This window comes from Streptomyces sp. NPDC002795, from assembly GCF_042888725.1.
Taxonomy (GTDB): Bacteria; Actinomycetota; Actinomycetes; order Streptomycetales; family Streptomycetaceae; genus Streptomyces.
Map to the genome: position 1 here is coordinate 250135 of NZ_JBIAQB010000008.1, position 11824 is coordinate 261958.

9 protein-coding genes are annotated in these 11824 nt (G+C 70.5%); 4 read left to right on the forward strand and 5 right to left on the reverse strand.

Annotated features, from left to right (window positions below; translation table 11 throughout):
* The first annotated feature begins 180 nt into the window (after nt 1-180).
* On the forward strand, nt 181-1266 hold the full coding sequence (locus ACFYWS_RS24970; RefSeq protein ID WP_389280293.1) for a pentapeptide repeat-containing protein: 1086 nt from the start codon (nt 181-183) through the stop codon (nt 1264-1266).
* Between the two features lie 42 nt (nt 1267-1308).
* Here the strand turns inward: ACFYWS_RS24970 and ACFYWS_RS24975 are convergent, their stop codons facing one another.
* From ACFYWS_RS24975 to ACFYWS_RS24985, 3 genes are read right to left on the reverse strand one after another with little or no spacing between them, the layout of a single operon-like run.
* Nucleotides 1309-2823: an amino acid permease gene (locus tag ACFYWS_RS24975; RefSeq protein ID WP_389280295.1), complete on the reverse strand. Its 1515-nt coding sequence runs from the start codon at nt 2821-2823 to the stop codon at nt 1309-1311.
* Between the two features lie 41 nt (nt 2824-2864).
* A complete protein-coding gene (locus ACFYWS_RS24980) occupies nt 2865-3314 on the reverse strand; it encodes a hypothetical protein (RefSeq protein WP_389280297.1) in 450 nt (149 codons plus the stop codon).
* Nucleotides 3311-6346, reverse strand: a complete 3036-nt coding sequence (locus ACFYWS_RS24985; RefSeq protein ID WP_389280299.1) for a glycoside hydrolase family 2 TIM barrel-domain containing protein — start codon at nt 6344-6346, stop codon at nt 3311-3313. The genes ACFYWS_RS24980 and ACFYWS_RS24985 overlap by 4 nt, the downstream gene beginning before the upstream one ends.
* A gap of 177 nt (nt 6347-6523) precedes the next feature.
* Here ACFYWS_RS24985 and ACFYWS_RS24990 point away from each other — a divergent pair, with 177 nt between their 5' ends.
* Together ACFYWS_RS24990 and ACFYWS_RS24995 are read left to right on the forward strand one after the other, a co-directional pair.
* The gene (locus ACFYWS_RS24990; protein WP_389280301.1) at nt 6524-7549 is read left to right on the forward strand and encodes a LacI family DNA-binding transcriptional regulator; all 1026 of its coding nucleotides are present in this window, start codon (nt 6524-6526) and stop codon (nt 7547-7549) included.
* A 35-nt stretch (nt 7550-7584) separates the two neighbouring features.
* Nucleotides 7585-8298: an NAD(P)/FAD-dependent oxidoreductase gene (locus ACFYWS_RS24995; protein WP_389280303.1), complete on the forward strand. Its 714-nt coding sequence runs from the start codon at nt 7585-7587 to the stop codon at nt 8296-8298.
* A gap of 178 nt (nt 8299-8476) precedes the next feature.
* Here ACFYWS_RS24995 and ACFYWS_RS25000 read toward each other — a convergent pair whose 3' ends face one another.
* Nucleotides 8477-9622, reverse strand: coding sequence for a Glu/Leu/Phe/Val dehydrogenase (locus ACFYWS_RS25000; protein ID WP_389280305.1), 1146 nt, complete (start codon nt 9620-9622; stop codon nt 8477-8479).
* Between the two features lie 203 nt (nt 9623-9825).
* Between ACFYWS_RS25000 and ACFYWS_RS25005 the strand changes: the two genes are divergently transcribed.
* Nucleotides 9826-10752 carry a LysR substrate-binding domain-containing protein gene (locus tag ACFYWS_RS25005; RefSeq protein WP_389280307.1) on the forward strand — a complete coding sequence of 309 codons (927 nt, stop codon included), beginning with the start codon at nt 9826-9828 and terminating at the stop codon, nt 10750-10752.
* Here ACFYWS_RS25005 and ACFYWS_RS25010 read toward each other — a convergent pair.
* Nucleotides 10707-11684: a LysR substrate-binding domain-containing protein gene (locus ACFYWS_RS25010; RefSeq protein WP_389280309.1), complete on the reverse strand. Its 978-nt coding sequence runs from the start codon at nt 11682-11684 to the stop codon at nt 10707-10709. The genes ACFYWS_RS25005 and ACFYWS_RS25010 overlap by 46 nt on opposite strands.
* Nucleotides 11685-11824 lie beyond the last annotated feature (140 nt).

Here is an 11824-nt window from a genome sequence, read left to right on the forward strand (position 1 = left end):
GATTCAGGGAGCAACCAGCGAGTCCCGCAATGCGTCTTCGACCGCATGACCTACATCATTCCGGAGTCGCTCTCCAGCGCTCCACCCAGCTGGCCATACTGCGGGCAGGGCGCCACCGCGCGTGCTCCCATTGGCTGCCGTGGTGTGCGGATTGCTGGAGGCCCCACGTGTCTGTCTCACGTGGATGAAACCGGCCGCACGTCCTATCTGGCTGCCCTGTCCCCTGGCGATGACATCGACCACCGCGGGACCGTCTTTACCCAAGAGCTGCTGAGTGAGCTTCTTGACGCCTTGCTGGACCCCGCCTCCAAGAGTCCGCGTATCGGCAACGCAGATTTCGAAGAGGCGACTTTCACGGACGACAGCGGCTTCTACGGCGTGACCTTCACCGGCGACGCCAACTTCAGCGACGCCTCCTTCGCCGGCCTGGCGGACTTCGGAGGTGTCACCTTCACCGGCGACGCCGACTTCCTCGACGCGTCATTTGCCGGGGACGCCCGGTTCGGTTCGGCGTCCTTCGCTGGCAACGCCCAATTCGGCGCCGCTTTCGCCGGGGAGGCCCGTTTCGACGTGGTGACCTTCAGCCGCGCAGCGACGTTCTCCTCGGCTACTTTCGCGCGAAGTGCGTGGTTCGGCGGGGCGACCTTCACAGGGGAGGCGTCTTTTGGCGAGGCGCTCTTCGCTGGTGACGCCAGGTTCGGCGGCGCGACGTTCGTAGAGCAAGCAGAATTCATTGACGCGGTTTTCGGCGGGAAGTCCAAGTTTTCAGACGCGCGATTCACCGAAGATGTCCGGTTCGACGGATCCCGGTTTGACACATCCCGATCGCTGGGTCCGCTGGTGTGCGGCGGAACAGTACATCTGGACGGCGCGGAGTTCGGTGCGCCGGTGACCGTGGAAATCGCGTCCGTACGTGTATCACTCCGGCGGACACGATGGGAGTCCACGGCGGCATTGCGGCTGCGCTACGCCGCCGTTGACCTCGCCGGCGCGATGCTGGAGCATCCGATGACTTTGCTGACCTACCCGACGTGCTTCATCAGCCTCGTGGACGATTATCTGGCCGATGACGTGCTCACGGGCAGGGATGTAAAGGTGCAGATCACGTCTCTGGCCGGAGTGAATGCGGCGCACTTGACGCTCACGGACGTAGACCTGACCGGATGCGGCTCCGCCGGGGTGGTGCATCTGGACCAACTCCGGCTGGAGGACACCACCAACGGTGGCCAATCCGTCGGCACACAGAACGCGCCGCCGAGAAGCTGACATCCAGCCTCCCGGCAGCGCGCACCGGTCCGTGGCGTTGCCCTACTTGGAGGTCACCACGCCCTCCGGTTCCCCCTCGCGCAGCGCCTGCGCGTTCTCCTCGGAACGTACCGGGGCCGACGGCGCGAGTTCGGCCGCCGCCTCCTCCGGGGACGTCGCGCGCAAGCGGCGCAGGTAGCGCTGGTACCAGAGGAGTGAGGCGCCGAGGAAGACGACGAGGCCGCCGACGTTGTAGGCCAGCGTCAGCCACAGCGCCTGGCCCTCCGGGAACGTGGAGGCCACGAAGGCGACCGCGAACACCGCGAGGAGGAAGATCGACATGCCGAGGCCCACGGCCCGGGAGCCGAACCGGAACTCGCGCACCGCGCCCTCGAAGCGGGCCCGCAGCACCAGGTAGGCGACCAGGATGAGGGCCGGCGGAAGCAGCGCCGTGGCGGCCGTCATATTGGTGACGATCTTCAGCAGGTCGTCGATCGAACTGCCCGCGCCGAGCGTCGGGATGAACAGCAGCGGCACGACGACCGCGAACTGGATCCAGGCGCCGACGACCGGCACTCCCTGGTCGTTGAGCGCCACGACGCGCTTGTTGAACACCTTGTCGGGGATCTCGGAGAAGAAGATCTTCACCGGCGCGGAGGTCCAGATCAGCAGCCCGCCCAGAGTGGCGACGAGCATGATGAGGCCGACGCCGCGCACCACCAGGTCGCCCGGCAGTCCGAAGTATCCGGCCGCCGACTGCATGGTCACGAAGATGCCGTTGCTGTACGAGACGCTGCTCTTCTTCACGAAGACGCCCATCAACCACGTGCCGACCGAGTAGAGCAGGCCGATCGCGATGCCGGACACGACGATCGTGCGTACGAAGGCGCGCACGCCGCCCTTGAGGTCGTTCAGGTACACACCGATCGACTCGGCGCCGCCGACGCCCTGGATGATCCACGCCAGGGTGCCGAGGAACGCCCACGCGGTGATACCGGAGCCCGGGTCGAGGCGCATCCCGCCGGGCGACATGTCATTGGCCGGGGTGATGCCGCCGAGCAGCGCGCCCACCCCCGCGACGACGAACAGCAGCGCCATGACCATCATCAGGGTGGACCCGAACGAGGTGACACTGCCGATCCAGCGGGCGCCCCTCGTCGACACGTAGGTGGCGATGAAGAAGATCACCACGGACAGTACGGCGATGAGCCACGGCTGGATGGCCCACTCGTGGCCCAGAATCATGTAGCCCGCGTACACGAGCACGATCGGCAGCAGCGAGATGAAGTAGAAGAGGTTCACGAACCAGTAGCAGAACGCCGTGAAGAACGCCCAGCGGCCGCCGAGCGAGGACTTCACCCACTGGTAGACGCCGGACTCCGAGCGGCGGTTGAGACTCACCATCTCGGCGATGACGAGGGTGAAGGGCACGAAGTAGAGGATCGTGGCGATCAGGAAGATCGGGGCGGCGAGCGTCCCGATGGCGACGTAATTGTTGACCACGTTGCGGAAGTTGAAGACAGCCGCGATGACCATGCTGAACAGGATCACCGCACCGATCGACCGGCGATTCGTCATTGAATGCTCCGTTGATGTCGGGGTTGGCGGGACAGGTGCGGCTACTTGTTGTGGAAGGTGGCGCCCTCCACGGTCACGTGGACGACGACCGCCGTCGTCCCGGGTGCGGGCAGGACACGGACCGCCTCGTCGGGCCCGGCCACGAGGACGGCGCCGCGCGGGACGGTGTGCCGCTCCCCCTTCCCGCGCAAGTACTGACGGTCGGTCAAATCGCTGTATGGGGCGTCCACTTCGAGCGTGGCCACGGGGGCCGACTCGATCTCGGCGTCCCCGTCCACGGGCGACAGCACGTACAGGTACCGGCGTCGGGCGACGAGGGCTTCCGTGGCGAGCGCGTCGGTGTGCTCGCGCATCGTCGTGAGCGAGTCACCGACCGAGTACATGACGCCGAGCGGTCGTCCCTCCGCGCGCAGCGCCTGGAGCGTCCGCTCCCACTTGGTGACGCCGCCCAGGACCTCTTCGAGGTGGGCGTGGTCGCGGAAGATCCTCACGGTGCGATCCCTTCGTCGTAGTGGGGCGCGGCGGCGGACACGGAGCGCAGGTCGAGCTCGAAGCGGAACGGCTCGAAGCGGACCCGGTGGGTGTCGAGGACCTCGCTGCCCCACGAGTTGGACCCGAGGCCGAGCACGCGGTGGTTGACGTTGACGGTCACGCGGTCCTCCGGCACGAGGTCGGTACGGTGCCGCGCGGCGTCGATCGCCTCCGCGGAGTGCGGCCACGCCGAGAACGCGAAGGGGCCCGACTCCGCCGCACGCACGGCGAGGCCGTCGCCGTGCGGGTCGGTGAGGGCCGCCCAGCGCACGTCACCGCGGTTGGCGCAGTCCTGGGGCACGACGTACGGGGTGAACATGTCGTCGACCGCGCTGTGCCAGCGACCGAGAGTGGCGGCCGCGCGGGAGTCCGGGTAGTTCTCGCCGGGCCCCAGGCCGTACCAGTCGACGGAGCGCAGCTCGCGCGGGACCGCGAAGGACAGGCCGATGCGGGGCACGATGTCGCGGTAGTCGCCGACGGGTTCGCCCTCGACGGCGAGGTGTACGCCGTGGTCGGCGAGGGTCCAGGTCAGCGTGGTCCGCATGGCGATGTCGAGGGTGGGCGGCGCGATGCGCTGAGACACCTCCACGACGACCGCGCCGTCCTGCTCCCGCCACGAGACATCACGCGTCGAGGTCTGCATGACCGAGAGGAACCGGGGCGCCCACAGCTCGTCGTTCTCCTGCTGGTGGTTGTCGACGAGAGGCTTCCAGAAGCCGACGCGGGGCGGCTCCTTCAGGAGTTCGCGCCCGTGGCTGCGCCACGACAGGTCGCCGGTGAGCAGGTCGACCGTGTACCGGTCGGCGGCCGGGGTGGTGACGACGAGCGAGGTGCCGTCGACCTCGGCGGCGACGGCCGCGCGGGTCACGACCCGCTCGGTCCGGCGCGGGCGGTCGGCGACGAGTGTCTGGTACCGGCCCAACTCCCGCATGGGCTCCGCCCATTCGTGCGCGGCGGTGGACAGGACGCGTGCGGTGACATGTGTCTCGCCGTGCGCCGCGACGTCCGGGTGCACGACCTCGCTCCATGACTTGCCGGGCGGCACAGGGCCCGGGGTGAGCGTGCGGGAGCCGACGACGCGGCCGTCGTGCAGCGTTTCGAGGACGACCACCACGTCCGACAGGTCGGTGAACCAGCGCCCGTTCGTCACGGTGCACACACCGTCCGCGTAATCGACGCGCACGGGGCAGATGACGTACTTGTACTCGACGAGTCCCGGGCTCGGCTCCTGCCACGGGAAGACCAGGCCATCGACGCAGAAGCTGCCGTTGTTCGGGAAGTCCCCGTGGTCGCCGCCATACGCGTGGTACTCGCGCCCGTCGTCCGTGGTGGCGACGAGTCCGTGGTCGCACCACTCCCACAGGAAGTGCCCCTGGATGCTGTCCCATGCCTCGAAGACCCGCTGGTACTCGGCGAGTCCGCCGGGTCCGTTGCCCATGGCGTGCCCGTACTCGCAGATGATGCGCGGCTTGGGGTGCGGGTGCTCCCCCATGTCGTTCATCTGCGAGACACGCGAGTACATCGTGGAGATGACATCGACGACCTCGGCGTCCCGGTCCTCCTCGTAGTGCACCGGCCGTGTGGGGTCGAGTTCCTTGCAACGCCGGTACATGGCGGGGATGTTGCACCCGTACCCGGACTCGTTGCCCAGGGACCACATGACGATCGAGGCGTGGTTGCGCTGCGCGAGCACGTGCCGTTCGATGCGGTCGACGTACGCGGTCTGCCACGCCTCGTCGTCCGTGATCCGGGACAGGTCGCCGATGTTCGCGAAGCCGTGCGTCTCCAGGTCCGTCTCCGCGAGGACGAACAGGCCGATGCGGTCGCACAGTTCGTAGAAGCGGGGGTCGTTCGGGTAGTGCGCGGTCCGCACCGCGTTGATGTTGTGCTGCTTCATCAGGTGCAGGTCGCGCTCGACGCGGGCCATGCCCACGGCGCGCCCGTGCCGGTCGTCGTGGTCGTGCCGGTTGACGCCGTGCATCGTGAAGGGCGTGCCGTTCAGCAGGAGTCGTCCTTCGACGATGGTCACCTCCGCAAGGCCGAGGAGGTGCGGCACGTGCTCGACGGTCCCGCCGTCGCCGCGCACGGTCAGGCGCATGTCGTACAGGTACGGGTCCTCGGGGTTCCAGAACCGCGCGCCCTCGACGACCAGCGTGGCGTCGGTGCCCGGCGTGACGGCGCGCGAGGCGACGAGGCGCTCGCCGTCGTACACCTCCCAGGTGACATCCGGCTGCCCGACGGCGTTGGTGGTCAGGGTGACCTCGGCGCGGTCGTCCGCGAGGCGGTGGGTGCGCACGAAGAAGTCGGCGAGGTGGGCGGCGGGCCGGCTCAGCAGATAGCAGTCGCGGAAGATCCCGGACGCCCACCACATGTCCTGATCTTCGAGGTACGTACCGTCCGAGTACTGGAGCACCTTGACGACGAGGTGGTTGGTGCCGGGGTGTGCCACGTCGGTGACGTCGAACTCGGCGCTGAGGCGCGAGCCCTTGGTCATGCCGACGTAGGTCCCGTCCCAGTAGATCTCGGCGTAGCTCTCGACTCCGTCGAACCGGAGCACGGTTCGCTCCCCGGCCGGTGTCGCGGGCAGCACGACGGTGCGCTGGTACACGCCGGTCGGGTCGTCGGCGGGCACCCGCGGCGGGTCGACCGGGAACGGGAAGCCCTCGTCGGTGTACTGCAACTGCCCGTACCCGTCGACCTGCCACAGGTGCGGCACGCGCACGGTGTCCCAGCCCTCGGACTCCTCGGCGAGCGCGGTGGCCGGGACGCGCGCGGGGTGGTCGAAGAGCCGGAACCGCCAGGCTCCGGTGAGGTCGACGAATCCGCGTGACCGGCGGCGGTCCATGGTGCGGGCGAGCTCGGCCGAGTCGTAGCTGAAGAAGTACGCCCGCGCGGGCAGCCGGCCTCGGCCGGTGAGGGCGGGGTTCTCCCAGTCCGCCGGGTCCCGGTCGACTCGGTCCCGGTCGGCCGGGTCCGTGAGGTGGAGAGTCATGCTCCGGAATGTAACCGGTTACATTCGTCTGCCACAACAGCAGTCAAACGTGACCTGGATCACCCCACGCCCGTCCGCCCGCGACGTCCTGACAGCGAGCCGCCTGGGCGATACTGAACACCGCACTTCTCCGTTCGTCCTGGTCACGGGCTTCCGTCCCGTGCGGAAAGGTCACCGATGCCCCGAGGCAGGCCCGGCGCCCCGCGCTCCGTGACGATCGCCGATGTCGCCCGCGAGGCGGGTGTCTCCCGCGCGACCGCCTCCCGCGCGCTCAACGACTCGGACCTCGTCACGGCCGAGACGAAGCGCGTCGTGCGGGAGGCGGTGGAGCGCACCGGCTTCGTGATGAACGCGCGCGGCCGCGCCCTGGCCACCGGCCGCGCGGAGACCGTGGGCGTCCTGGTCACCGAGCCGCTGGACGAACTCTTCGACGACCCGACATACGGCAGGGTGCTGCGCGGCGTCGCGGAAGGCCTCACGGGCAGCGGCTTCCTGCCGGTGATCATCCAGGCGTCCAGCGAGTCGGAGCGCGCGCTCGCGCTGCGCAGCTTCGGCCGCCGCTCGGTCGACGCGGTGGTCCACCTCACCCCGTACCGGGGCAGTGACCTGCTGGAATCCCTCGCGGGCACCGGACTGCCCGTGGTCCTGTGCGGGCAGCTCAACGACTCGCCGTACGACGGGATCTTCTCGACGGTCTACTCCGACGACGTGCGCGGCGCCCGCCTCGCCGCGGAGCGGGTGCTCGCCGACGGGCGCGAGCGGGTGGCCGTCGTCCTCGGTCCCGCGGACAACCCGGCGACCGTCGACCGCCGGCGCGGCTACGCGGAGGCGCTCGGGTCCCGCCTCGACGAGTCGCGCGTCGTGCACACCGGCTGGGACACCGCGGCCGGGCTCGCGGCGACGGCGCGCCTCCTGGAGTCGCACCCCGACATCGACGCGGTCCTCGCGGGATCCGACCGCATCGCCGTCGGTTCGCTGGCCGCCCTGCACGCCGCCGGGCGGCGGGTCCCCGAGGACGTCGCCGTGGTCGGTTTCGACGGCCACGCCATCGCCGCGACCTCGACGCCACCGCTGACCACGGTCGCGCAGCCCCTCGTGGAGGAGGGACACGTCGCGGCGCGCCTCGCCCTCGACATGATCGGGGGCGCGGCGCCGCGTACCGAGGTGCTGGAGATGAGTTTGGTGTCACGCGTGTCGGCCTGAGCGGTCGTACGGTCCGAGGCCCGGACGCGGCCGTCATGCGCGAGGCCGGCCTCCCCGTCGAGGACTACGAGGGCCTGCTGGGGCGCGGTCTCGTGCTGCCGGACCGGGCTCGCGTCAACCCCACGGTGCGCGCCCTGGAACTCGCGGAGCGCTGCCGGAAGCGCGGCGCGGTGCTGCACGAGAACAGTCACGTCACGGGTGTCGAGGCGGGCGCGGTACACACCGGGCGGGGCGTCGTGCGGGCGGGCGTGGTGATCGTGGCGGTGGACGGCAAACTGGACGCACTGCTCCCCCAACTCTCGGACGCGGTGCACTCGGTGCGCCTCCAGATGCTCGCCACCGAGCCGCTCTCGCGCCGCGTCCTGGACGGCCCGCTCGGCCGCCGTGACGGCTTCGAGTGGATGCAGCAGGACGCCGAAGGGCGCCTGCTCATCGGGGGCGGCCGCGACCACTACGAGTCCACCGAGAACACCTTCGACGACCGCCCCACCGCCCCGGTCCAGCGCTGGATCGACCAGCAGGCCGAACGCGCCGCGGGCGAACCCGTGCGGGTCTCCCACCGCTGGGCCGCGTCGGTCGGCTACACCGCCGACCAACGCGCCCTGTGCGTATCCGTGCACGACGGTGTCATGGCGGTGGGCGGCTACTCGGGCGCGGGCAACCTGGTGGGGCCGCCGGCCGCGCGGACGGCGGTGGGGCGGCTGCTCGACGGCGCGGACGTTCCCGGCTACTTCCGCGCGCGGGTGTGAGCGCGATCGGCTGGGCCGCCGGCGGGGCCCGCCTCTGGGGCGCCAGCGGCGAATCGCGCCGGCACGACTCCTACGTGTGCGGCAGGCGGCCACCCGTGGTCGACCTGCACTTCTGCAACCAGTGCCGAGCCGAGCTGCGTACAACACCCCTGTGCGCAACCGGCAGGACCGGCACCCGCTACGCCCGGATCCGCCCCTTGCTCACCATCGCCTCCCGTACCCGCCGTTCGGCGATCCCGCGGCCTGCGGCGTGCGGTGTGATGGCGCGGCGGGCGGCCTCGTCCAGGACCGTCACCGCGTTCTCCCGCAGGCGTTTGCTGATCGTCTCGAAGATGGTGGGTGTCTCGGGGCGGAAGCCGGAGTAGCGGGCGTCCATGGCGAAGGCCGCCGCCACGACGCCGCCCGCGTTGGCCACGAAGTCGGGCAGCACGTGGATGCCCCGGTTCTCCAGGACCGTCTGGGCCTCGGGTGTGGTCGGCAGGTTGGCGCCCTCGACCACGAGTTTCGCCTTGATCCGGCGGGCGGTCGAGGCGTCGATGACATCCTGGAGGGCCGCGGGGACGAGGATGTCGCAGTCGACGGTCAGCTCCTGGCCCGGTGCGATCACGGTTCCCGCGGGGTAGCGGGTCACGAAGGCGTCGCCGTGTTCCTCGCGGGCGGCCTCAAGCGCGCGGACGTCGAGCCCCGCCGGGTCGTGCAGGGCGCCCTGCGCGGTGGACACGGCCACGATCGTGGCGCCGAGCTGCGCGAACCGCCGGGCCGCCGCGTGCCCCACGGCCCCGTAGCCCTGGAGGGCGACCCGTGACCCGGCCAGCGGCAGCTGAAGGTGGAGTGCGGCGGCGTCGGTGGCTTCCGCGACGCCGTAGCCGGTGACACCGAGCCTGTCGTAGGCGACCCCGCCGAGCTGTGTGGGAGTGCCCACCGCCGCGCCCCGGTCGCCGAGTTCGTCCTGGATGACGGCGGCGTCGTTCTCGGTCAGGCCCATGTCCAGGCCCATCACGTACTCGCGGGGCACCTCGTTGGACAGCGCGCGGGCGAAAGCGCGCAGCACCTCCTCCTTGTCGGGCGAGGTGGGGTCCGCGACGATGCCGGCCTTGGCGCCCCCGAAGAAGAGGTCGACGCTCGCCCACTTCCATGTCATCACCCGCGCCAGGCGGGCGACTTCACCGACGGAGACGCTCGGGCTCATGCGGGTGCCGCCCTTGCCCATGCCGCGCGCCGTGTTGTCGATGACCAGCACCCCCTTCATGCCGGTGCGCCGGTGCGAGACGACGACGATCTTCTCGGGGCCCCAGTCGTCGACGAGGGAGAGTGCGTCGGTCACGGTGCTGATCCTTGTCTGTCCACGGGACGGCCGGGGTGGCCGGGATCGCCGGAATGGCAGGTCCGGTTGCGCGACTTCACCCTCCGCGTCCGACGGCGCGCCTCACAAGGGTCAGCAGCACGAGACTCTTCACCTTCCAGCACCAGAGATGCTTATGCTGTCGGTGCGCGCGCCGTGGGGTCCACGTTCCGGGAGGTTCCGGGTTGTTGAAGCCGCAGCATCTGCTCACGCTGAGGACCGTCGTGCGTACGGGGTCGTTCGTCGTCGCGGCGCGTGAGCTCGGCTACACCTCGTCGGCGGTGTCCCAGCAGATCTCGGCGCTGGAGAGGGACACCGGTCTGGTTCTCTTCGAGCGGGAGGCGCACGGGATCCGCGCGACCTCGGCGGCGGACCGCCTCGTCGAACTCGGCGCCCCGCTCCTGGCCACCCTGGACGAGCTGGACCAGCAGGTGCGCCGGCTCGCCACGGGTGCGACCGGGAGGCTGCGGCTCGGGAGTTTTCCCACCGCGGGGGTGCGTCTGGTGCCTGCCGCGCTGTCGGCCCTGACCTCGGCCCATCCGCACGCCGAGATCCAGTTGCGGGAGGGCGAGCCGACGGAACTCGTCACCGCCCTGGACGCCGGTGAACTCGATGTGGCCCTGGTGTACGAGTACGGGCTCAGCCCTCAGCAGTGGCCCGCCGGCCTGACACCTCACCAGCTGCTGCGCGAGGACCTCGTGCTGCTCCGGGCGCCCGGAAGCCGCCGTGGCACGCGGCTTTCGGGCCTGTCGGAGGAGCGCTGGATCACGAGCCGGGAGGGCTCCGCCGGGGCGCTGTCGCTCGACCGGCTGTGCGCAGCGGCCGGCTTCGAGGCGAGCGTGGCCTTTCGCAGCAACAACTACGACGTCGTACGGGAGTTGGTGTCGACGGGGCAGGGCGTGGCGATCGTGCCCGGCCTCGCCCATGTGCCGAACACGTCGGTGCGGGCGAGCCGCGTCACCCAGCGTTCGGCCTTCCGCCGCGTGCTCGCACTGCACCGCCGCGGGAACACCAGCCCGCTGCTCGGGACGGCGATCTCCGCGCTGCGCGGCGCCGTGCCCACCGGTCAGCCGTACGTGCACGGGGCGGGCGACGGGGACGCCGCCCCGTAGCCGACCCGCCCCGCCTGCCGCGTCTCCGCCCGCGCCACGGCCTCGGCCTCCTTGCGCAGTACGTCGACGAGGGCCGCCACGGTCGGCCGGTGCTCGGCGAAGGAGCGGAACACCACCACGATGTGACGCTCCATCACGTCCTCCAGCGCCAGCACGTCCAGGCGGGAAGGGCGCAGCCTGAGCATCAGGCCCGTCACGACGCTCACCCCGACGCCCGCCTCGATCAGGGCCAGCGTGGCCGCCGTGTCCGTGACCTCGTGCAGGACCCGGGGCTCGAACCCGGCGCGGCGGCAGGCCGTGAGCACGGCGCGTCCGTAGTAGCTGTCGGCGAGCGGGAGAATCCAGCCCCACTCGGCCGCGTCGGCGAGGGAGACCGTCCGGCGGCCGTGCGCGGTGCCGGCCGGTACCGCGAGCGAGAAGCGTTCGCGGGCCAACCGCACCATTTTCAGGGAGGGTTCGCGCCGGATGGGCACGTCCGGGTAGTCGAGGCCGATGGCCAGATCCACGGTCCCGCCTGCCACGGCGCCGTACACCTCGTCGACGTCCATGTCGCGGCTGCGGACGGTCACCGCGGGGTGCAGTTCGCGTACGCGGCGCAGGGCGGGTGGCAGGATCTCGGCTGCCGCGGAGGCGAAGAGGCCCACCCGGAGTGTGCCGGACACCTCGTTGCGGGTGCGCTCCAGTGCCTCGACCGCCTCGCCGTGCGCGGTCAGGATGCGTTCGGCGTGCGCCGCCAACGTAGCTCCCGCGTCGGTGAGTTCGACGCGCCGCCCGGTGTGCCGCAGCAGTCGCGTGCCGGTGACCTTCTCCAGTGCGGCGAGCTGCTGCGAGACCCCTCCGGGTGTGTACCCCAGGGCGTCGGCGACGGCGGTGACGGTCCCCCGCCGGGTCAGTTCGACCAGGGACCGCAGCTGCGCACTCGTCCAGTCCATGACGGGGACCATATAGCTCCGCTGGAGGATCGTGAACAGTAACTGTTGATGGACGTCAACGGTTCGGCTGCTGCACGATGGCCATGGCCTCCAGACAGCTGATCGACATCGCCTCCGTACCTCGACTGCCCTCGCCACTG